This window comes from Allobosea sp. RAF48 (assembly GCF_052114025.1).
Classification (GTDB): domain Bacteria; phylum Pseudomonadota; class Alphaproteobacteria; order Rhizobiales; family Beijerinckiaceae; genus Allobosea.
In genome coordinates, this window is record NZ_JBFRDZ010000006.1 from 152,505 (window position 1) to 173,523 (window position 21,019).

General features: G+C 63.5%; 17 protein-coding genes and 1 pseudogene. 9 read left to right on the forward strand and 9 right to left on the reverse strand.

From position 1 onward, the window contains the following. Nucleotides 1-292 precede the first annotated feature (292 nt). On the reverse strand, nucleotides 293-562 hold the full coding sequence (locus tag AB4Z10_RS13410; RefSeq protein WP_441470880.1) for a hypothetical protein: 270 nt from the start codon (nucleotides 560-562) through the stop codon (nucleotides 293-295). Between the two features lie 45 nt (nucleotides 563-607). Continuing rightward, nucleotides 608-853, reverse strand: a complete 246-nt coding sequence (locus AB4Z10_RS13415; protein ID WP_441470881.1) for a hypothetical protein — start codon at nucleotides 851-853, stop codon at nucleotides 608-610. A gap of 245 nt (nucleotides 854-1,098) precedes the next feature. Between AB4Z10_RS13415 and AB4Z10_RS13420 the strand changes: the two genes are divergently transcribed. From AB4Z10_RS13420 to AB4Z10_RS13430, 3 genes are all read left to right on the forward strand, one after another. After that, the gene (locus AB4Z10_RS13420) at nucleotides 1,099-2,160 is read left to right on the forward strand and encodes a hypothetical protein (protein WP_441470882.1); all 1,062 of its coding nucleotides are present in this window, start codon (nucleotides 1,099-1,101) and stop codon (nucleotides 2,158-2,160) included. A gap of 9 nt (nucleotides 2,161-2,169) precedes the next feature. Next, on the forward strand, nucleotides 2,170-2,607 hold the full coding sequence (locus AB4Z10_RS13425) for a hypothetical protein (protein WP_441470883.1): 438 nt from the start codon (nucleotides 2,170-2,172) through the stop codon (nucleotides 2,605-2,607). Nucleotides 2,608-3,582: 975 nt separating this feature from the next. Further along, a complete protein-coding gene (locus AB4Z10_RS13430; protein WP_441470884.1) occupies nucleotides 3,583-4,644 on the forward strand; it encodes a protein kinase domain-containing protein in 1,062 nt (353 codons plus the stop codon). Nucleotides 4,645-4,876: 232 nt separating this feature from the next. Here AB4Z10_RS13430 and AB4Z10_RS13435 read toward each other — a convergent pair whose 3' ends face one another. Then, complete coding sequence (locus AB4Z10_RS13435; RefSeq protein WP_441470885.1) at nucleotides 4,877-5,293, reverse strand: hypothetical protein; 417 nt, start codon at nucleotides 5,291-5,293, stop codon at nucleotides 4,877-4,879. Nucleotides 5,294-5,671: 378 nt separating this feature from the next. Continuing rightward, a pseudogene (locus AB4Z10_RS13440) lies at nucleotides 5,672-5,953 on the reverse strand (IS3 family transposase); the annotation flags it as partial. Between the two features lie 251 nt (nucleotides 5,954-6,204). Between AB4Z10_RS13440 and AB4Z10_RS13445 the strand changes: the two are divergent. Then, nucleotides 6,205-6,714: a protein NO VEIN domain-containing protein gene (locus tag AB4Z10_RS13445; RefSeq protein ID WP_441470886.1), complete on the forward strand. Its 510-nt coding sequence runs from the start codon at nucleotides 6,205-6,207 to the stop codon at nucleotides 6,712-6,714. 663 nt (nucleotides 6,715-7,377) lie between these two features. Here the strand turns inward: AB4Z10_RS13445 and AB4Z10_RS13450 are convergent. Further along, entirely contained in the window at nucleotides 7,378-11,100 is a 3,723-nt protein-coding gene (locus AB4Z10_RS13450) for a vitamin B12-dependent ribonucleotide reductase (protein ID WP_441470887.1), read from the reverse strand. Nucleotides 11,101-11,965: 865 nt separating this feature from the next. Here AB4Z10_RS13450 and AB4Z10_RS13455 point away from each other — a divergent pair. From AB4Z10_RS13455 to AB4Z10_RS13465, 3 genes are all read left to right on the forward strand, one after another. Next, complete coding sequence (locus tag AB4Z10_RS13455) at nucleotides 11,966-12,376, forward strand: NADH:ubiquinone oxidoreductase subunit NDUFA12 (protein WP_441471085.1); 411 nt, start codon at nucleotides 11,966-11,968, stop codon at nucleotides 12,374-12,376. A 294-nt stretch (nucleotides 12,377-12,670) separates the two neighbouring features. Then, nucleotides 12,671-13,306, forward strand: a complete 636-nt coding sequence (locus AB4Z10_RS13460) for a DUF2155 domain-containing protein (protein WP_441470888.1) — start codon at nucleotides 12,671-12,673, stop codon at nucleotides 13,304-13,306. A 3-nt stretch (nucleotides 13,307-13,309) separates the two neighbouring features. Continuing rightward, nucleotides 13,310-13,888, forward strand: coding sequence for an FUSC family protein (locus AB4Z10_RS13465; RefSeq protein WP_441470889.1), 579 nt, complete (start codon nucleotides 13,310-13,312; stop codon nucleotides 13,886-13,888). On the opposite strand, the gene aat is transcribed toward AB4Z10_RS13465, so the two are convergent. After that, the gene (gene aat / locus AB4Z10_RS13470) at nucleotides 13,885-14,556 is read right to left on the reverse strand and encodes a leucyl/phenylalanyl-tRNA--protein transferase (protein ID WP_441470890.1); all 672 of its coding nucleotides are present in this window, start codon (nucleotides 14,554-14,556) and stop codon (nucleotides 13,885-13,887) included. The genes AB4Z10_RS13465 and aat overlap by 4 nt on opposite strands. Nucleotides 14,557-14,772: 216 nt before the next feature. Beyond that, nucleotides 14,773-17,571: a DNA gyrase subunit A gene (gyrA, locus tag AB4Z10_RS13475; RefSeq protein ID WP_441470891.1), complete on the reverse strand. Its 2,799-nt coding sequence runs from the start codon at nucleotides 17,569-17,571 to the stop codon at nucleotides 14,773-14,775. Nucleotides 17,572-17,784: 213 nt separating this feature from the next. Here gyrA and AB4Z10_RS13480 point away from each other — a divergent pair, with 213 nt between their 5' ends. Beyond that, entirely contained in the window at nucleotides 17,785-18,414 is a 630-nt protein-coding gene (locus AB4Z10_RS13480; protein WP_441470892.1) for a MarC family protein, read from the forward strand. A gap of 6 nt (nucleotides 18,415-18,420) precedes the next feature. Here the strand turns inward: AB4Z10_RS13480 and AB4Z10_RS13485 are convergent, their stop codons facing one another. Further along, the gene (locus AB4Z10_RS13485; RefSeq protein ID WP_441470893.1) at nucleotides 18,421-19,059 is read right to left on the reverse strand and encodes a VOC family protein; all 639 of its coding nucleotides are present in this window, start codon (nucleotides 19,057-19,059) and stop codon (nucleotides 18,421-18,423) included. A gap of 244 nt (nucleotides 19,060-19,303) precedes the next feature. Further along, a complete protein-coding gene (locus AB4Z10_RS13490) occupies nucleotides 19,304-19,969 on the reverse strand; it encodes a DJ-1/PfpI family protein (protein ID WP_441470894.1) in 666 nt (221 codons plus the stop codon). 73 nt (nucleotides 19,970-20,042) lie between these two features. Between AB4Z10_RS13490 and AB4Z10_RS13495 the strand changes: the two genes are divergently transcribed. Further along, complete coding sequence (locus AB4Z10_RS13495; protein ID WP_441470895.1) at nucleotides 20,043-21,008, forward strand: GlxA family transcriptional regulator; 966 nt, start codon at nucleotides 20,043-20,045, stop codon at nucleotides 21,006-21,008. Nucleotides 21,009-21,019 lie beyond the last annotated feature (11 nt).

Genomic DNA, 21,019 nt, shown 5'->3' on the forward strand with positions numbered 1-21,019 from the left:
GTTTTCGATTTTATGAATGCATGTTTTAGCTGATTATGCAACTCTTGCGAGTAGCCAGGGCCGCATTTGTGAGCGCTGGTTTGGCAGCGTCCGGATCCCGATCCTGTTCGCGAGCGGCACGTTGGCGTGGGTCTTCGGCCAGCTCTTGCGCGCGTGATGTCACTCGCGACCGCCCTGAGAGTCACGCCGCGTCGGCCCATTATTAACCGCAGCATTTTTGATGGCATGCGTGTGGTTTGAGCTCCTTCGCTTATATGCAACGCGTCGCGCGTTTTGCAGATCGACGGTTGCCCTACTCGATTTCGAATTTTGGGTTGGAGGTTGTGCCGACCTCGTCGCCATTCTTAAAGTAGAAATCTTCGGCCATCAGCTTCACGGCGAGTTGCTCGACGTCCGCGCGCGTCAGCTCATTGCCCTTCGCGAGGAGGGTCGGAACACCCTGCTGCATCAAGTTCTCGAAGCGCTGCGATCCATATTCGGCCGGTCGCGTCACGGCAATCGCGCCCGGCCGTACGCTTAAGATGCTGGCTCGGATCTGCTCCGACGTCTCAACCGCGTTCATGCAGCTCATTCCCACTGGACAAGGACGGCCCGGAACGAGCCTTGCTCATTTCGGGCCGCCCATTATGACCGCGTAGTACATGATGCCTGCGAGGCTTTCGGAAACGCCGCTTGCGCGTAATGCCTCGTAGAAAACCTTGTGGGTCTGCCACCCCAGCCCCGCTGCATCAACAAAGCCGAAATCAGCACCGAGCCGGCATTCCCCCGCGCTCTCGCATCCCGCAGGCACGAGCTGCAGATTGCCGACGAAATCGGCGCGCGCCGGTGCTGCTCCGATAAAGAGGATCGCCAAAGCTGCCCCTTGGCTCAGAAGACGCCTTACCCCGCTCCTCATCGCCTTCTCCCTAAAGGTGTGGTTTCTTTACGTCACTCTTGGGCAGTTCACTTTCGTTACGTAGAATATTTGAGTTCGGCAAGCATGCAGCCTTCGATCCTGCCTCCGCGAGTTGTGTGGTAGGGTGCCCCTCTCAGTCATTGTTAGAACGACGCCGCGAAAGTGGTCAGGGCCTCATTTCTTTTGGGTGTTGCTCTACCGCGATGGACCGTATCGAACCTGTCTGCAATGTTCATGCAAAAGGAAAAAGTGTGGGAGAGGGGCTTGGCATGTCCAGAGTTCTGGAAACTGCGGTCATTGCCGCTTTGGGTATGGCGGGGTGTTCTATCACGCCTTCTCAGGAGGACGTAACAGGGATTAAGACGTCGGTTCTCGCGCGCAAACTTGCTTGCGAGGCCAGATTTGCGGGCTATAAGATGATGGGCCTGTACTTGGCTAACCAGACGAATGACTCGGCGGCCGCTAAGGCCGGGTTGGCCATTCGCGATGACATCGTGGATCCGACCGTCGATGATATCCGGCGTGTGGACTTCCGTGGTCTGAAGCCGGCAACCGCATCTGCGATTAACAAGTACCTTGATACCGCAGTTGCTTTTGATTTCACTTTAGATGGACTTGAGGTCAATAATGCTAGCCTCGGCATCATTCCATTTCGCTCGTTTCAACGCGGCAGTCGATCTCTTGAGACTTCGTTTCATATCGATAGGTCAAGGCAAAATATTCAATCATTTACAGATAGTTTTACGCTTCGCGAGCTGATTTTTAAAAAAGATCCACGTTGGTGTGCGATAAAGAATTATGGTCCGAATTATGTTTATCCAATAGCTGGAGAGGTCGGTATTTTTGATAAATTATTCGAATTTGTGGAGATGTCTGAATTCGTGAATTTGGGTGCGGCTAGTTCAGAGAAATCTGGTCCGCCAGCGATGTCATTCAATATGAAGTTCACCACGAAAATATCAGGGAACGTGGCGCCAACGATAACCTTGGCGCCGGTGGTGGGCATGACGCGAACCGGAACTGCAATCAATCTTGACGGTGAAAGAACGGATACACACACGCTGATATTGGCATTCGCACGGGGGGATTTGACGGTTCCCGACAGTGAGTTCTCCGGAGCATTGGCGGGTCAATTCGTGGCGCCCGTTTCCAATCGCGCGCAACAGCAAGCGCGCATTGAGATCGGACGAAACATCCTCAGGCAACAGGTAAATAATTCAGCGCAGCCAACTATCGTCTACCAGTCTCTGATACCATTTTTTTGAGGGAAAGCGATGGCCGAGCCATTTTCTAGAAAGATTAAGACGGTCAGAGTTCCAATCAACGCCTTCATAGCCGTACAGCAGATGCTCGACCGAGAAGGTCTCGCTGATCTGGTTACGGACCTATCTGCCCAGAAGCAGGTTGATTTCGGGCCGATGCTTTCGATGGCGGGGCGCCTGGGCGTTAATGTCTCGGGCGTTCAGGGTGGGAGTATTTCTTTTTCGGAGGGGCTGGAGGCTGTAGGTCGGCTATCGGACACGAAAGCCGTCGCGGGTCTTTCAGAAAGCCAGCAGGCCTCGGTTAAGGTGAGCTTGACACTCATAGCAGAGCTGAGGGATCGAGTCCGGGCCATGCCAGGCTTGGTTGCGCGAGACAGCGTTGCCAAAGCCATCGCAGGTTGCACCACGCCGGACCTATTCAATTGTCCGGACGACTGGCCTGTGAGTTAGAGAGCCGCCGATCGCCAGTTTGTCGCGCTAACGTGGGATCCTCCGCAAAGCTCCTGCCCTCGGCGAGAACCGAGTGTGGTGGCGCGAGTTGCAAATATTTGGCGCTCGCCGGGAAGCTGACCTCGAATGGCCGAATAGCGGCGGCCGCTTCTCTAATGACGGATGCCCGACCGCTGGAGCACCCTTCACTCCCGGTGGGCCAGCTGATCTTCCCAGGCCCGGACCAAGTTCCCAAAGGAACGAGCAGGTCATAGAGTTCTCGCCCTAGATTGGTAGCTTGGTATCCGCCATCCGCGTGCTCAATCAGGTAGGCTTCGCGGAGTTCTCGAAGCCGTGTGTTGAGCACGCTGGGAGAGATCGTTTCGCATAGCCGGTTAGTCGCGCTAGCGAGAGGCATGCATGGCCGTGGACGGAATGCCAGCTAGGAGGCGGCTTTGGTCATTCGAGACGCTGGCGTGAGCTGAAAGCTCAGCGGCGAGCGTTACCCTTTGCAAACTCTCCAGCAGCGGCGAGGGCGTTCCAGCATTAGTCCGCCGAGCGGAAGTCGGCGAACCTTCCGGGCTCAGCTATCCAGCCTGATTTTACAGTGCTTCTTCACGATTTTCCCCTAGGTTCGCCGACGTCGAGTGACGAGAACCCGTTTTTCGCGAGGGGAACTGCCATGTGCGAGCGCTGCGTTCCCGATATCCAGCGAACCGAACCTTCGCGGCTTTCCTGCTTTTCGATCGGAGCGGCTCTTGCCCTGGCCACCGGGACCGCAAGGTGGGCCTCCTCGGCTGACGCTCAGGCGGCGCCCGCGGACACTGACGGACTTTCGCATAGAGCTGAACTCCAACCGTCAGGGAGCGAGCCCTCTTCGCTGAGCCGCGAAATGCAGGGCAACCGGGGGCTCTACCCTCACATTGGCGTCATACTGGTGGCGGGCCTTCTCTTGACTGCTGACGCATCCTCCGACCCAACCGGGAGTGGCCCTGCGTGAATTCGCGCAAACTGACTTTCTACGATCTCGATCGGTCGATGCAGGCTCAACTCCTGCTGTCCCGGAAGGACATGGGATTCTTCGCGGGGGAGCGGGGCGGATTTTCCGGTTCGATACTTAGGTTTTCCGAACCGAATGCCTATCCGGCGCATACCTGCGTTAAGATCCCGAACAACAAGTTTGGGCTAAAGGAATCCGCGACCCGGTTCCTTCGAGAGATCAAGCTCCAGAGGTCGTTCTTCTACCACCAGTATGTTCACTGGCCGTTCGACGTCGATTTCGTAATGGGCGCCCCCGTTGCGTGGTTCAGGTTCTGGGATGCCGATCTCGCACAACTGATCGAGGACGAAAGCTTCGTCGAGATCGAGCGCCTCTCGATGATGGCCTATCTGTCTTCCGCCATGATCCATTGCCATTCGCGGGGGCTCGTTGCACACCAGGATCTCAAACCGGAGAACGTGTTCATCCGCAACCTTCGCCACCAATTCAGCGGCTTGTCAGGAGAGCCCGTCTGGAAGATCCCCAAGCTCGCGGACTTCGGAAGCGCGAACCTTGCGCAGGACAAAGGCATCTATCGGGGTACACGGCCCTATATGGCTCCAGAACAGTGGTCGAAGCGGCCTTTGGGCGAACACAGCACGGTCTGGTCGCTAGGGCTGATGGCCTACGAGTTGTTGACCGGCGGCCTCCATCCCATCGGCGAACGAACTACCGGCTGGCGAAACAAACAGCCTGGAACATGGAACAGGTGGCAGAAAAACGATATGTGGCGTCGGTGGCGAGACAAGGGATTTCCGGTCATCGCGCCGCTTCAAAATCCACTCCACTCCACATTTATCGCCGCTTGTTTGGATGAGACCGAGACGAAGCGCCCCTCCTTGATGGAGTTCCAATCGCGTATGATTGAGTTCATCCGCGACCTGTCGCCCGCTTCGGCCGATCAAGTCTCGTTCCAGATATTTCACTGGGATCGCGACGGCGAACGCGACCACGATTGGGATTATCTCGACCGCCGGATCGAAGCACTCGATGCGCAGGTTGCGGCGATCGAAGATTGAGTATCGATTGTCGGTTCCCGTGGTGACGCCACCGCGTCATGCCGTGCTGCGCCAAAAGCGGGCTTAGGGGCCCGGTTGCTCAGTGCTCTCAACCTGTGACGAATAGCGTCCCTGCCGCCGAGTTTTCAGTGAGTTGGCAGGCGACGCGTCGCCATTCATGCCGGTATTCGCACCTGAGATGATCGGTTCGGGAGCTAGATAGACTGCTGGAGCAGGTAAGAAATCTGCTCGGTTAGATTTCTTTCGTATCTGGCGCATACCACGGAAATGGCCATGGCAGGGGCATGCCGTCACCCATGAGCTTTATTCCGCCCGCGTCAGAAGGTGCATCAAACATCTTCACCATGTTGTTCGTGGCAGCGTGCACGCGCACGCCCTTCACCCATTTGGGAATAGGGAACGCCTGCGTTACCGAAATCGGGGTAAAGACCTGCAAGACAAAGCCGGTGGGCGGTGTAGCGATGAAATCTAGGTCAAGTATGCCATCAGCTGGCTCCGCAATGTACATCCATGGCCCCAGCTCGGGAAACTGCCAGCCGGAAGTCGGGGTGTAACCCTTTACCTCGACAGAGATGGCCGGCGGGTTCTCGGGAATAACCATCAGATGCTGAACGCGAACCTCGGTGACAGAGTAGACGCGCGACGACATAGCTCCCCCTCTTTGAAGTTGTGAGCGCGTATTAAATCAACCAGACGTTACGTCATCTGTCAATTACAGGGCAGCTCAGCGGAAGCCTCGTTGGCGTGATCGACCTTCTTCCAGTGCTACGCCATCGCGAGCCATTCCGGCCTCCAGACAGAGCCGGACAAGCCGCATACGAGCTTTGATCCCTCGGGCGGCGTGGGTTAAAGCTCAGCCAGCATCTCCGCGAAGGGGACGCTTGGGCCCTTCAGGCTGGCACCTAGAGTTTCCGAGAGCCAGGTTCTATGGGCCAGGAATTGACCAAGTTTCCCTTCGTCCAGCTCCACATGATGGTCGAAAACTGGCTGGTAGAGTTGACCTGCTGCCGGTTTCGTGGACAGTTGGTCAGACTAATCCCACCTTCTTTTCGAACTCGACCGGGCTGATGTAGCCGATGGTCGAGCGCCTGCGAACGGCGTTTTAGAACCGCTCGATGTAATCGAACACGTAGGCACGAGCATCGTCGCGTGTCCGGTAGACCCTGCCTCTAGTCCGCTGGGTCTTGAGCGATGAGAAGAAGCTCTCCGTCACGGCGTTGTCCCGGACATTGCCGGAGTGGCTTGTCGCGCAGGTGACGCCGTTGTCGGTCATGAGTTTCTGGAACTGCTCGCTGGCATAGCCTCGGCCGCTCAGCTACCGATCTTGCATCGCTCAGGAGCGGGCCTTCCAGACGTCAGCTAAGGGCCAATTTGGTAAGTTGGGTCCTACTCGATACTGGCCTTCCCGCTATGCGGAGGCCTGCTCACGTACAGCGTCACGCTGAACTTAAATCGGGGAAGGGGCTACGCGCCTACAAACCTCGAGCGAATTATCAGCAGGCGCTAGTAGCGGAGGTTGGCAAGCATCTAGCGTCAGCAACCTGGCTGTGGGCGGTCCCTGTGGATCGTCCTGCGTCAAATATCGCGGCGGATGACCTGTTCGTGCCGCCGCAGCAGCGCCATCCGCAACGCGTCTCCGAGCCGCTTGAGCGCTTGGTGCGAAAGTTTGACCCAGCTGAGCGTGACGAGCGCAATCGAAGTCTCGGGAAGGCGGGCGAGGAGTTTGTTTTTGAGGTGGAGGAGCGGCGGCTGCTCAATGCGGGCCGACGTGATCTGATGAGCAAGGTGAGGTGGGTCGCACGTGACGATGGAGACGGCGCGGGCTTCGACATCCAGTCCTGCGAAGACAATGGGCGGGAGACCCTGATCGAGGTGAAAACAACCCGCGGGGCCAAGACCACGCCCTTTTACCTTAAAAGCAACGAGTTGGCGGTAGTGTACGAGCGGCCCGATGCCTGGAGGGTCTATCGAGTCTTCGTATTTGGCGGAGCCTCCCGAATATTTATGATCAAGCCGCCGCTGGACGAGGCTATCAGCCTGGCACCGGCGATCTGGTCGACATCCTTTTAGGAAACACCTGAGGAAGCAGGATTGAGATCAGCGTTCGTCAGCATGTCGACTTCCCACATCGTGAAGAAGCCTCGCTTGCGTTCCCTCCAGCCGAGATACCAATCCCATACGGACGGAAAGACCAGCATGGCGAGCGTCATTGCTTCGAGCGGTACATCCGGGTAGTTAGGCTTCTTTTGGCGGTCCGCATCGCTTCATCCGTTTGCTTGCTGCACGTTGCGCTCGGATGGAATGGGGACGATTACTGCGAGGCTGGGGAGCCGGAATGCAGGCAAGCATTCGGCCACCTTAATGTCGGCCTGATAGCTTGACGGCACAGTCCGTCCGAGCCCGGCCTCACTTTATGGCGTTCCCTCGGATTGGTCTGCTTTAGGAGAGAAGGCTTCGCTTAGACGACCCTTCTAAGACGGGAGGCGACCTTGAGGCCCGTTCCTACCGCCGGAACATTCGATGTGATCGCCACCTGGCGAGTCGGTCGGCTGATTCGATAGAAATGCGCCTGCCGCATGCTGCATCACGCTGCTGCGTCATTTGCGCGAAGCCGATGTGTCATGAAAAAGGGCGCCCGGCTCAGCTGGGCGCCCCTCTTAGATTGCGGAACTCGACCTACAATCGCGGCAGCATTATGCCCCGATTTTCACTACAATCAATTAACTCGGCATACTAGGAACAGCCTGTCGTGGATCCGCAGGTGTTGCACTTCAGGCAGGTGCCGTTGCGGACCAGCGTGAAGTTGCCGCATTCGCCGCAGCTGTCGCCGACATATCCCTTCATGATCGCCTCGGCCCGGCGCTCCGACTGGGTCGGCTGGGCGGCGGGCGCCGCGAAGCCGAGCTTGGCCATCTCCGCTTCGCCATAGGCCTCCGGCTCCTCCTTCAGCGCGGTCGCGCCAGCCGTGGCGAGAGCCGTCACAGTGGAGGCTGAGCGGGCGACCGCGTCGTTCGCCGCCCCGCCGCCCTGGATGGCGAGCAGGTTGATCGGCTTGCCGCGGCGGAAGCCGGTCGAGGCGAGGGGGGTCGACAGGATCGGAGCCGCATCCGGCGCCTTGTCCTGGCCGACGCCGCCGCCCATCACGTCATGGCCGATCTCGCTGGGGTCGACATGCGCGAGGTCGTTCCGACCGAGATATGAGATCGCGAGCTCACGGAAGACGTAGTCGAGGATCGAGGTCGCGTTCTTGATCGACTGGTTGCCGGCGACGAAGCCCGAGGGCTCGAAGCGGGTGAAGGTGAACGCCTCGACATACTCCTCCAGCGGCACGCCGTATTGCAGGCCGAGCGAGACCGCGATGGCGAAGTTGTTCATCATCGCCCGGAAGGCGGCGCCTTCCTTGTGCATGTCGATGAAGATCTCGCCCAGGCGCCCGTCCGAATACTCGCCGGTGTGGACATAGACCTTGTGGCCGCCGACCGTCGCCTTCTGGATGTAGCCCGTGCGGCGGTCCGGCATCTTCTCGCGCTCGCGCTTGCGCTCGATGCGCTCGACGATGCGCTCGACGATCTTCTCGGAGATCTGGGTGGCGCGCGCCGCCATCGGCGCGGCGACCAGCGTCTCAAGCGCGTCGTCGGCGTCGTCGTCCTCATCCGAGATCAGCGCCGAGTTCAGCGGCTGCGAGAGCTTGGAGCCGTCGCGGTAGAGGGCGTTCGCCTTCAGCGCCAGCTTCCAGGAGAGCATGTAGGCGCTCTTGCAGTCCTCGACCGTCGCGTCGTTCGGCATGTTGATGGTCTTGGAGATCGCGCCCGAGATGAAGGGCTGCGCCGCCGCCATCATGCGGATATGGCTCTCGACCGAGAGGTAGCGCTTGCCGATGCGGCCGCAGGGATTGGCGCAGTCGAAGACGTTGTAGTGCTCGGTCTTCAGGTGCGGGGCGCCTTCCAGCGTCATCGCGCCGCAGACATGGACGTTCGCGGCCTCGATTTCGGCCTTGCTGAAGCCGAGGAAGGGCAGGAGCTCGAACGACATGTCGTTCAGCTTCTCGGCCGGGACCTTGAGCGTGCCGGTGAGGAAATCCTCGCCCAGCGTCCACTTGTTGAAGACGAACTTGATGTCGAAGGCGCTCTTCAGCCCCTTCTCGACCGCCTCGATCTTCTCGTCGGTGAAGCCCTTGGACCGCAGCGTCGACGGGTTGACGCCCGGCGCCTGCTTCAGCGAGCCGTGGCCGACGGCATAGGCCTCGATCTCGGCGATATCGGCCTCGCGGTAGCCGAGCGCACGCAGCGCGTCCGGCACGGCGCGGTTGATGATCTTGAAGTAGCCGCCGCCGGCGAGCTTCTTGAACTTCACCAGGGCGAAGTCGGGCTCGATGCCGGTGGTGTCGCAATCCATGACCAGGCCGATCGTGCCGGTCGGCGCGATCACGGTCGACTGGGCGTTGCGATAGCCGTAGCGCTTGCCCTGCTCGAGCGCCTCGTCCCAGACGGCGCGCGAGCGCTCCGCCATGGTGATGGCCGAGCCGCCGAGGCGGGCCAGCGTCGCGTGGTCGAGCGGGACGGGCGTAACGCTCAGGCCCTCATAGCCGTCGGCGAGGCCGTGGGCGGCGGTGCGGTGGTTCCGGATGACGCGCAGCATGTGGCTGGCGTTCTTCTTGTAGCCGGGGAAGGGGCCGAGCTCGCCCGCCATCTCGGCCGAGGTCGCATAGGCGACGCCGGTCATGATCGCGGTCAGCGCGCCGGCGAGCGCGCGGCCCTCGTCGCTGTCGTAGCCGAGGCCCATGGTCATCAGCAGACCGCCGATATTGGCGTAGCCGAGGCCGAGCGTGCGGTACTCGTAGGAGAGCTCGGCGATCTCGCGGCTGGGGAACTGCGCCATCGTCACCGAGATCTCGAGCACGACCGTCCAGAGCCGGCAGAGATGCTCATAGGCCGCGACGTCGAAGGCCTTGGTTTCCGTATCGTAGAACTGCAGCAGGTTGGCCGAGGCCAGATTGCAGGCGGTGTCGTCGAGGAACATGTACTCGGAGCACGGGTTGGACGCCCGGATCCGGCCCGAGGCCGGGCAGGTGTGCCAGTCGTTCATCGTCGAGTTGAAGTGCAGGCCGGGATCGGCCGAGGCCCAGGCGGCGTAGCCGATCTTCTCCCAGAGGTCGCGGGCCTTCAGCGTCTTGAGGACCTTGCCGGAGGTGCGGGCGGTCAGGTTCCAGTCATTGTCGTTCTCGACGGCGCGCAGGAAGTCGTCGGTCAGCGAGACCGAGTTGTTCGAGTTCTGGCCGGAGACGGTGAGATAGGCGTCGGAATCCCAGTCGGTGTCATAGGTGTCGAAGGAGATGTCCTTGTAGCCCTGCTTGGCGAACTGGATGACCCGCTTGATGTAGTTGTCCGGCACCAGCGCCTTGCGGGCGAGCTTGATCTCGCGCTTCAGGGCGGGGTTCTTCTCCGGGTCGAAGCAGGAATCGGCATCGCCTTCGCAGTTCACGCATGCCTTGAGCACAGCCTTCATGTGCTTCTTGACGGTCTTGGAGCCGGTGACGAGGGCAGCGACCTTCTGCTCTTCCTTCACCTTCCAGTCGATATAGGCCTCGATATCCGGATGGTCGGCATCGACCACGACCATCTTGGCGGCGCGGCGCGTCGTGCCGCCCGACTTGATGGCGCCTGCGGCGCGGTCGCCGATCTTGAGGAATGACATCAGGCCGGAGGACTTGCCGCCGCCGGCGAGCTTCTCGCCTTCGCCGCGCAGCATCGAGAAGTTCGAGCCGGTGCCGGAGCCATACTTGAACAGGCGGGCTTCGCGGACCCAGAGGTCCATGATGCCGCCCTCGTTGACGAGGTCGTCCTGCACGCCCTGGATGAAGCAGGCATGCGGCTGCGGATGCTCGTAGCTCGACTTCGACTTCACCAGCTTGCCGGTCTTGAAGTCGACGTAGAAATGGCCCTGGCTGGGACCGTCGATGCCATAGGCCCAGTGCAGGCCGGTGTTGAACCATTGCGGCGAGTTCGGCGCGACGCGCTGGGTCGCGAGCATGAAGCGCAATTCGTCATGGAAGGCCGCGGCATCCTCCTCGGAGGAGAAATAGCCGCCCTTCCAGCCCCAATAGGTCCAGCAGCCCGCAAGGCGGTCGAAGACCTGCTTGGAGGAAATCTCGGAGCCGTAGCGCTCGCCTTCCGGCAGCTCGGCAAGAGCAGCCTCGTCGGCGACGGAGCGCCAGAGGAAGGAGGGGAGGTCGTTCTCCTCGACCTTCTTCAGGCGCGCCGGCACCCCGGCCTTGCGGAAGTACTTCTGGGCGAGCACGTCGCTCGCGACCTGCGACCAGGCCTCGGGGACTTCGATGCCTTCGAGCCGGAAGACGACGGAGCCGTCCGGGTTCTTGATCTCGCTGACGGCCGATCGGAACGGGATCGCGGCGTAGGGCGACTGACCGGCGGAGGTATAGCGGCGCTCGATGCGCATGATCTTCGTCCTTGCATGCCGCGGGTGGATACCCCGCGCGGCCGGTTGATCGCCGGCTCCTGATGTCAGTCCAAACTCGGTTCGATGCCTCGTGGGTCCTTAGCGGTGTCGCCCCGCTTGCAGGCCCGGACGCGCCCAAAATGCCCGCGCAAATCCGTTCGCTTCCGCTGATGTCAGCGGATGCGGCGGCAGGCCCGTAAGCACTCTGGAAAACTAGGGTTCGCAGTCATCCAGAGGGGGTGCCGCCGGCCGTCATGCGATGGTCAAAATCTACAGCCGTTCGCTTCCGTGCGTCAAGGAATAGTGGAGCGAGACCCCTGTGGACACGACATCTGGTAGGGATGTGTGGGTTATGGGGATAAGTTTCAAGGCCCCGGCTAAGCCTTGGAAATGGCGGGAAGAATCGCCGCTGCGCGGCAAGATTGCCACAGCGCCGTCCGAAGCGCAGTTCCTAAAATCCCCACTATTCACGGTAAATGAGATGTGAACCTGGGCGCCGGCCGCGGGCTTGCAGACGGCGCTTGCGGCGACCGCTCCAAGTGCTTGAAGTCGGTGCGCTTCGGCGCTGAATCATGGCGGTGGGCGAGCCGAATCGCGGCGAAATTCCGGCGGAGCGCAGGCGGGAATCAGCGGCGGATAGCAGGAGGAATCAGGCCGTATGCCGCGCGGCCGAGGCGGCGCCCCGCCGGACCATCGCTTCGTACCCTCCTGTGGATATCGCCAGGGTGCATTCGGCGGCGCCGACGCGGCGAAGCGCCCCAACGACAGCGTTCCGGACTGGACAGAGCAGGGTCCTGCCGCCATAAGTCGGGCCAAGACGCGCCGGCCTCTCCGCACGGCGCTGCAAGCGCATGGACTGAAGGCAATGAAGGACTGGCTGCTGCAGATCTTCACCTGGTGGAACGGCCAGACCATCGGGACGCGCTTCCACACCTGGCGCTTCGGCGAGAAGGTGGGCGAGGACGAGTTCGGCAATGTCTATTACCGCACCAAGGGTGGGGTGAAGGACAAGGCGCTCGGCTTCCAGCGCCGCTGGGTGATCTACAGGGGCGAGGCCGAGGCCTCCAAGGTGCCGCCCGGCTGGAATGGCTGGCTGCATCACACCGTCGACGTCGCCCCCTCCGAGGAAAGCTACCAGCCGCGCGAGTGGCAGCAGCCGCACGAGCAGAACTGGACCGGGACGGCGCTGGCCTACCGCCCGCAGGGCTCGACGCTGGCCGAGGGCGAGCGCCCGGCCGCGACCGGCGACTACCAGGCCTGGACGCCGGGCCGCTGAGGCAAGGCATCGGACCGAAAGGGGAAGACCACTTCCCGGAAAAATCCGATGCGATGGCAGTCTACATGGACCACCGTTATCGCGTCCGATCGGACGCGTGGTGATCCAGGTCGCAGGGCAGGTTGCGAGATATCAGGGCCGCTCCTTTCGGGCGGCCTTTTTGCTGGGCGGCAGGGCGGCCGCAGCGGCAGCTGAAATGGCCGTTTCGGGCGCGATGCCCTTTTTCCGCTGCCTTTGCCGTGTTACTGCGCCCCGTCGCGGTCTTTCCGCGCTGTGGAAGAGATTCGCGCCAGCATGCCGTCCTTGTTCCGCCTTTCGACCCTGGCAGGCCTCGCCACGAGCGCGGCCGCGCTGCTCGCTGCGATGGGACCGGCGCAGGCCGACCGCGTCCGCAACCCGACTGCGGTCTTCGCTGGGCTCGACAAGATCACCGGCCGCATCATCTCCTTCGAGGTGGCCGTGGACGAGACGGTGCAGTTCGGCGCGCTGCAACTGACTCCGCGCGTCTGCTGGAGCCGGCCGCCGACCGAGGCGCCGCAGACCGACGCCTTCGTCGAGGTCGACGAGGTGACGTTCAAGAACGAGTACCGGCGCATCTTCACCGGCTGGATGTATGCGGCGAGCCCCGGCCTGCACGGTGTCGAGCACGCGATCTATGATGTGTGGCTGACCGAGTGCAAGGGTGGCACCGAACTCGTGGTCGATCCGAAGGAGCCCGAGCCACCGCCGGCGCCAGAGGATCCGCGCCGCCCGCGCACGCCGCCACGCGATCCCAACCAGCCGCCGCCCTTGCAACAGCCTGTGCCGCCCCCCGGCGGGCGCATCGATGTCGAGCCGCCGCGTGGCGTGCCGGTGCAGCCGCAGCGGCCGAGCCAGCGCTTCTTCCCGACCAATCCCGGCCAGGGCCGCGACCCGACCGGCGGCGGCTGATCCGTGCCGCCCGACGGCGCCACCAAGGGAGCCGGGCGCGAAACGACGCGCATCAGGCGCCTGCGCCGTCATCTCGCCGATCTGCGCAAGCGGCTTCCCGCTGGCCAGCGCTTCCGCGATGGTCTCGAACACGCGCTGATGTCGAGTGCAGCGGCGCTCGCCGCCTATTTGCCGACGCAGGCGCTGGGGCTGCGTGAAGGCTTCTGGGCCGCCATCACCGCGATTGCCGTGGTTCAGACCGAGTTCGGCGCGACGCGGACGACGGCGCGCGACCAGTTCGTCGGGGCTGCCATCGGCGGCGCGATCGGCGTTGCGGTCGTGCTCGTCACCGGCCAGCACATCCTGAGCTATCTGCTGGCGGCGGCGCTTTCGGTTCTGGCCGCCTGGCTATTGAACGTCGCCAGCGCCGCGCGCCTCGCCGGCATCACCGCGACGATCATCCTGCTCGTCCCACATCCCGGAACCAGTGCGCAGCAGATGATGCTCTCGCGCGTCGTCGAGGTCGGCTGGGGCGTCAGCGTCGCAATCGCCGTCGTCTGGCTGGCGGAGCGCCTCGATCCGCGCGGGCCGGCTTCGGGCTAAAGTTCGGCCAGCGCCTGCTGGCCACTGACGACAGTGCCCATCGGCCAGGCCAGCCAGTTGCCCTGGTGGCGCAGCGCATCGTCGAGCCGGAGCCGATAGGCCTCGCGCGGGATCTCGACGGTGCCGAACTGTGCGAGATGGCCGGTCTGGAACTGGGTGTCGAGCAGGCGATAGCCGCCGCGCCGCAGCCGCGCGACGAGATGGACGAGCGCGACCTTGGAGGCGTCGGTCTCGCGGTGGAACATGCTTTCCCCGAAGAAGGCGGCACCGAGCGACAATCCATAGAGCCCGCCGACGAGGCGGCCCTCGCGCCAGCACTCGACCGTATGGACGTGGCCGAGCGCGAAAAGCTCGCCGAAGATGGCGCGGATGCGGGTATTGATCCAGGTTTCCGGCCGGTCGGGCCGGGCCTCTCCGCAGGCTGCGATCACCGCCTCGAAATCGCTGTCGACCCGGATCTCGAAGCGGTCCGAGCGGACGGTGCGCGCGAGGCGCGAAGAGAGGTGGAAGCCTTCGAGCGGGATGACGCCGCGCAGCTCCGGTTCCACCCAGAACAGGCCGGGATCATCGGCGCTTTCCGCCATCGGAAAGATGCCGGCGGCGTAGGCGCGCAGCATGATCTCCGGCGTGATCGCGGGCGAGCGGACGGGCACGGAACGAGCCTTCATGACCGGATGGGAGCGCGAGGAGCGTTACGAGTCAAACGAAGTCGCGAGGACTATCCGTCAGGCTCGGGCTTGACCCGAGAATCTCCTGAACGAGATTCCTGGGTCTACGCTTCGGTTCGCGCGGGAATGACAGACGTCATTCCCGTCACCTTTGCGCAGACAGTGAGGCGAAAGCTGAGTCATCAGCTGAACACCTCACCGCAAAGCACTGACAGATCAGCCTTCCGTCTGATCATCGCTCGGAGCCTCGTCGCCGGCCTCCTCGCCATTCTCACCGTCGTCGTTGATGCATTCGACCGAGACGACCTTCTCGTCTTTGGCGGTGTTGAACACCGTGACGCCCTGCGTCGAGCGGCCGGCGATGCGGATGCGGTTGTCCGGCCCGGCATCGACAGGCACGCGGATGACCTGGCCGCCATCGGTGACGAGCATGAGCTGGTCGGTATCCACGGCCGGGAACGACGCGACGAGCTTGCCGTTCCGGTCGTTGACCACCATGGCGACGATGCCCTTGCCGCCGCGTCCGGTGACCCGATACTCGAAGGAGGAGGTGCGCTTGCCGTAGCCCCGCTCCGAGATGGTCAGGATGAACTGCTCGGCCGCGCCCATGGCGGTGTATTTCTCAAGTCCGAGCTCGATGTCGCCGCCGCTCTCCTCGGCATCAGCCTCGATCACTGCCGTGACCTCGGCACCATCCTCGGCCTCGCCGGTAAGCGCCCTGCGGGCCGCCGCCGCGCGCTTGAGATAGGCGGCGCGTTCGTCGGGCGTGGCGTCGAGATGGCGCAGGATCGCCAGCGAGATCACCTTATCGTCCTTGGCCAGGTTGATGCCGCGCACGCCGGTCGAGTCGCGGCCCTTGAAGACGCGCACTTCCGGCACCGCGAAACGGATGCACTGGCCGTCGGCCGTGGTCAGCAGCACATCGTCGTTCTCGGTGCAGATCTGCACGTCGACGATATGGTCGCCCTCGTCGAGCTTCATCGCGATCTTGCCGGCGCGATTGACGTTGACGAAGTCGGAGAGCTTGTTGCGGCGCACCCCGCCTGAGGCGGTGGCGAACATCACGTCGAGCGTCTCCCAGCTCGCCTCGTCCTCCGGCAGCGGCATGATCGTGGTGATGCGCTCGCCCTGTTCGATCGGCAGCATGTTGACCAGCGCCTTGCCGCGGGCGTTCGGCGCCGAGAGCGGCAGCCGCCAGACCTTCTCCTTGTAGACCTGGCCCTCGGACGAGAAGAACAGCACCGGCGTATGGGTATTGGCCACGAAGAGCCTTGCGACGAAATCCTCGTCCTTGGTCGCCATGCCGGAGCGGCCCTTGCCGCCGCGCCGCTGCGCCCGATAGGTCGAGAGCGGCACGCGCTTGATGTAGCCGCCATGGCTGACGGTGACGACCATGTCCTCGCGGGCGATCAGGTCCTCGTCGTCGAGGTCGGAGCCCCAGTCCTGGATCTCGGTCCGGCGCGGCGTGGCGAAGGCAGCCTTCACTTCCGCCAGCTCGGTCTTGACGATCGACTGGATGCGGGCGCGCGAGCGCAGGATGTCGAGATAATCCGCGATTTCGGTGGCGAGCTTCTGCAGTTCGTCGCCGATCTCGTCGCGGCCGAGAGCCGTGAGGCGGGCGAGGCGCAGCTCGAGGATCGCCTTCGCCTGCGCGTCGGAGAGCCGGTAGGTGCCGTCCGCGTTCATCGGGTGGCGCGGATCGTCGACCAGCGCGATCAGCGGGGCGATGTCTTCGGCCGGCCAGTCGCGTGCCATCAGCGATTCATGCGCCGCGGCCGGGGTCGGCGCGGTGCGGATCAGGCGAATGACCTCGTCGATATTCGCGACCGCCGTGGCCAGGCCGCAGAGCACATGGGCACGCTCGCGGGCCTTGTTCAGCAGGTAGCGCGTGCGCCGCGAGACGACTTCCTCGCGGAACTCGACGAAGGCCGAAATGAAGTCCTTGAGGTTGAGCACCTCGGGGCGGCCGCCATTCAGGGCCACCATGTTGGCGCCGAAGGAGGTCTGCAGCGGGGTGAAGCGATAGAGCTGGTTCAGCACCACGTCGGCGACGGCATCGCGCTTGACCTCGATGACGACGCGCACGCCCTCGCGGCTCGACTCGTCGCGCAGGTCCGAGATGCCCTCGATGCGCTTCTCGCGCACGAGATCGGCAATCTTCTCGACCATCGTCGCCTTGTTCACCTGATAGGGAATCTCGGTGACGATGATCGCCTCGCGCTCCTTGCGCAGCTCCTCGATATGCGTCTTCGAGCGCATCACGATCGAGCCGCGGCCGGTGTGATAGGCCGCGTGGATGCCGCTGCGGCCCATGATCGAGGCGCCGGTCGGGAAGTCGGGGCCGGGGACGATCTCGATCAGGCTGTCGATCGAGATCTCGGGATCGTCGATGAAGGCGATGCAGGCGTCGATGACCTCGCCGAGATTATGCGGCGGGATGTTGGTCGCCATGCCCACCGCGATGCCGCCGGCGCCGTTGACGAGCAGGTTCGGATAGCGCGCCGGCAGAACCGTCGGCTCATGCTCCTTGCCGTCGTAGTTCGGCTGGAAATCGACCGTATCGAGATCGAGATCCTCGAGCAGCGGCATCGCCGCCTTGTCGAGACGCGCCTCGGTGTAACGGTCGGCGGCGGGGCTGTCGCCGTCCATCGAGCCGAAATTGCCCTGACCGTCGATCAGCGGCAGGCGCAGCGAGAAGTCCTGCGCCATGCGCACCAGCGCGTCATAGACGGCGAGATTGCCGTGCGGATGGTATTTACCCATCGTGTCGCCGACGATGCGGGCGCATTTGGTGTAGGGCCGCTCGGGCAGGTTCTTGTTCTCATGCATCGAGAACAGGATGCGGCGGTGGACAGGCTTCAGGCCGTCGCGGACATCGGGCAGAGCGCGGCTCACGATCACGCTCATGGCGTAATCGAGATAGCTCTTCTTCATCTCGTCGGTGATCGCGATCGGCTTGATGTCGCCGCCGAAATCCGGGGCGTCGTCGCGCTTGTCGTCGGTATCGTCGCTCAAAGGGAAATGTCCCGATTCCTAGTATTTTTCAGGCTTCTGGCTACCCGATTCCGGCCTTTCGCGCCAGCAAAAGCGGGCGCTGTCCAAGTAAAAAATATCCAAGCGATATCAATGTTTTGGCGGCGGTTTTTGTCAGCATCCACAGCTCCTGCCACAATCCCGCCTTTCTTCGCGGGTGACGGCGGGCAAAAGCCGTGGTGAAGTCACCTCCGCATGTTCATCGAATTCGTCACATCCGCCCTCGTCACGATGCTGGTGACGCTCGACCCGCCGGGTCTGGCGCCGATCTTCCTGTCTCTGACGCGCGGCATGTCGGCAGGCGAGCGGCGGCAGGTGGCGGTGCGCGCCTCGATCATCGCCTTCTGCATCATGGGCTTCTTCGCCGTGGCCGGCGATGTCGTGCTGAAGGCGCTCGGCGTCTCCCTGCCGGCCTTCCGCATCGCCGGCGGGCTGCTGCTGTTCTGGATCGCCTTCGAGATGGTGTTCGAGCGCCGCAACGAGCGCAAGCAGCAGACCGCCGACACCGCGATCACACAGGATCATATCCGCAATGTCGCGGCCTTTCCGCTGGCGATCCCGCTGATGGCGGGGCCCGGCGCGCTCACGGCCATGATCCTGCTCGCGGGTCGGGCAGGAGGCGATCCGCTGCTGTTGATCGCGCTGGCTGTGATCTGCGGGCTGGTGATCCTGAGCTGCCTTGCCGTGTTCCTGGCTGCGACGCCGATCGCCAGGCTCCTCGGCGTCACCGGCAATGTCGTGCTGACGCGGCTGCTCGGCGTGATCCTGGCCGCGCTCGCCGTACAGTTCGTGATCGACGGGGTGAAGGCGACGCTGGCGGGGTAGGCGGCTTCAACAGAGCTGCTTCAGGCCGCGGGCGGTCTCGATCTGCGCCCGGTAGCACAGGGCCGGTCCGCGCAGGATCTCGGGCGCGCCGACGATACCGATCTCGCGATAGAGGTCGGAGAGGGCCTCGGCGCCGGGATGTTCGAGCGAGAACGATCGGAGCCTGGCTCCCAGATCGGCGATGCTCTCCATTGAGCGTGGCTTTCCGCGCCTGTCGATGATCGAGGGAGCAGCGCCGCCGAGCGGAAGCGAGCCGTCTATCGGGATTGCAAAATCGAACGACGGTTCGGCCCAGGGCAGCGCGATCTTCTCTCCGAAGATGTGTCCGCGCGCCGCGAGCACGGCGTCGATCGCGTCGGTGCGGGCAACCCATCCCCTCAAGCGGCGGCCCGAATCCCAGTCGGCTCGCACCTTCCGCTGATCGTCGAGGCCGAACCAGCGCGCGCGGCCGGGCGGCGCGGCGTCCGGGTCGCGGGCCACGATCTCCAGATAGACCCGGCCGCCGAGCTGGAGCAGATGGTTGTACGTGCCCATATAGCCGTGGCGCTGCCCGAAGGGCACGTCGATATCGAGGCAAGCCCGGACATGGGCCACCCCTTCGGCGAGGGTCGGTGCGATGACGGTGAGGTGATCGAGCTCGAGCATGGTCCATCCGGGGCCGCATTCTCGGGCATCGTCGGCCGGTCAGCGGCGTTACATCCTCCGCTTCCGTTCAACCTTAACATCCCACTGCCGCGCGCGGCCAAGGGGGCAAGATCGCGCGGCCATGCGGGAGCGCCGTGGCGGCAGCCTATCGCCTGTCGTAGGCCCGGGCCTCCGGGATGCCGATACGAGCTCGTTGATCGTCGGTATCGCAGCCGGCGGGTGTGGCGCAGCTCGCCGCCGGCGCTCACTTCCGCAGGAGGATCGCCTCCCGCTCGGCGCGCGACGCGGCCATGCGGCGGCGGGCTTCGGCCACGATGGCGGGCGTCGCTTCCTCCGGCGTGCCGGACCGGAACGGCGGCGAGGGGGCATATTCCAGCGAGAGCTGGATCGTCTCGGCCTCAGCCCGGCTGGTCAATGCCGCCACGACCGTCAGGCCGAAATCGATGCCGGAGGTGACGCCGCCGGCCGTGATGAGGTTGCCGTCCTGCACGACACGCTCCTTTACGGGGATCGCGCCGAGATGGCTGAGGAAGTCATGCGCATTCCAATGGGTAGTGGCGCGCTTGCCGGTGAGGAGGCCGGCGGCGCCGAGGACCAGGGACCCGGTGCAGACGGAGGTGAGGTAACGCACCAGCGGCGCCTGCCTGCGCAGGAAGTCGAGCACCGTCTCATCGGTGAGGAGCGCGTTGATGCCGCCTCCGCCGGGAATGCAGAGCACATCGAGGGGCGGGCACTCCGCCAGCGTCGTCGTCGGCGTCAGAGGAAGGCCGGTCGCCGACCGCACCGGTGCCAGCGTTTTCCAGATGAGGTCGACACGGGCTCCGGGGAGCGAAGCGAAGACCTCGTACGGCCCGGTGAGATCGAGTTGCTGAACGCCGGGGAAAACGAGAAGGCCAAAATGAAACGACATGGAGCAGCTCCTGATTGACAGGGGCACGATAGCGGACCAGCCTTTGGCTGTTCTGTCAAACACCCCTCGTTTCATGCCAAAGACGCCGCGTCGTATCGAGATCCTGACCTTTCCGAAGGGGCAGATCCTGGACGTAACGGGACCGCTGCAGGTCTTCGCTACGGCCAACGATCTTGCCGCCATGGCGAGAACTGACGTGCCCTATGAGACGCGGGTGGTGGCGGCCGAACCCAACGTGATGACCTCGGCGGGACTTGCGCTGCTGACGGAGCCGCTTTCCGGGCCGGACCAACCCGTCGACACGCTGGTCGTCGCCGGCGGCTATGGCATCCAGGCCGCATGCGACAGCCCGGCCCTTGTCGCATGGCTACGCGAGCGGGCCGGTGCGGCACGGCGCGTGGCCTCCGTCTGCAGTGGCGCGTTCCTGCTGGCGACCGCCGGATTTCTGGACGGCAGGCGCGCCGTCACCCATTGGGGGCGCTGTGCCGAGTTCGCGGCGCGCTTTCCCGACGTCCGCCTCGATCCCGATCCGATCTTCATCCGCGACGGCAATGTCTGGACCTCGGCCGGGGTGACGGCGGGGATCGACCTCGCTCTCGCGCTCGTCGAAGCGGATCTCGGTCGCGAAACGGCGCTGGCGGTGGCGCGCCAGCTCGTTGTCTTCCTGAAGCGCCCGGGTGGGCAGTCCCAGTTCAGCACGGCGCTCGCCCTGCAGGGGCGGGACGAGCGCTTCGACGGCCTGCATGCCTGGATCGTCGAAAACCTCCGCAGCGACCTGTCGCTCGAACGGCTGGCCGCGCGGGCGAATATGAGCCTGCGCAGTTTCGCCCGCCATTACCGCACGGCAACGGGCCGGACCCCGGCCCGGGCCGTTGAAGAGATCAGAATCGAGACGGCGCGCCACATGCTGGATCAGGGGCACTCTGTCGCCCGCGTCGCCGGCCGCTGCGGCTTCGGCTCGGAGGAAACGCTGCGGCGCGCATTCCTCAGGCGGCTCGGCACGACGCCGCAAGCCTACCGCGAGCGGTTCGCGGGATAAGCCGGAACCGC

What these genes read in the sequence shown, in the direction of transcription:
- AB4Z10_RS13410 (WP_441470880.1), bottom strand. Translation starts at nt 562, where the DNA reads ATGAACGCGGTTGAGACGTCGGAGCAGATCCGAGCCAGCATCTTAAGC.
- AB4Z10_RS13480 (WP_441470892.1), top strand. Translation starts at nt 17,785, where the DNA reads ATGTTCATCGAATTCGTCACATCCGCCCTCGTCACGATGCTGGTGACG.
- AB4Z10_RS13425 (WP_441470883.1), top strand. Translation starts at nt 2,170, where the DNA reads ATGGCCGAGCCATTTTCTAGAAAGATTAAGACGGTCAGAGTTCCAATC.
- aat (WP_441470890.1), bottom strand. Translation starts at nt 14,556, where the DNA reads ATGAAGGCTCGTTCCGTGCCCGTCCGCTCGCCCGCGATCACGCCGGAG.
- AB4Z10_RS13455 (WP_441471085.1), top strand. Translation starts at nt 11,966, where the DNA reads ATGAAGGACTGGCTGCTGCAGATCTTCACCTGGTGGAACGGCCAGACC.
- AB4Z10_RS13435 (WP_441470885.1), bottom strand. Translation starts at nt 5,293, where the DNA reads ATGTCGTCGCGCGTCTACTCTGTCACCGAGGTTCGCGTTCAGCATCTG.
- AB4Z10_RS13460 (WP_441470888.1), top strand. Translation starts at nt 12,671, where the DNA reads ATGCCGTCCTTGTTCCGCCTTTCGACCCTGGCAGGCCTCGCCACGAGC.
- AB4Z10_RS13450 (WP_441470887.1), bottom strand. Translation starts at nt 11,100, where the DNA reads ATGCGCATCGAGCGCCGCTATACCTCCGCCGGTCAGTCGCCCTACGCC.
- AB4Z10_RS13485 (WP_441470893.1), bottom strand. Translation starts at nt 19,059, where the DNA reads ATGCTCGAGCTCGATCACCTCACCGTCATCGCACCGACCCTCGCCGAA.
- AB4Z10_RS13495 (WP_441470895.1), top strand. Translation starts at nt 20,043, where the DNA reads ATGCCAAAGACGCCGCGTCGTATCGAGATCCTGACCTTTCCGAAGGGG.
- AB4Z10_RS13490 (WP_441470894.1), bottom strand. Translation starts at nt 19,969, where the DNA reads ATGTCGTTTCATTTTGGCCTTCTCGTTTTCCCCGGCGTTCAGCAACTC.
- AB4Z10_RS13420 (WP_441470882.1), top strand. Translation starts at nt 1,099, where the DNA reads ATGGACCGTATCGAACCTGTCTGCAATGTTCATGCAAAAGGAAAAAGT.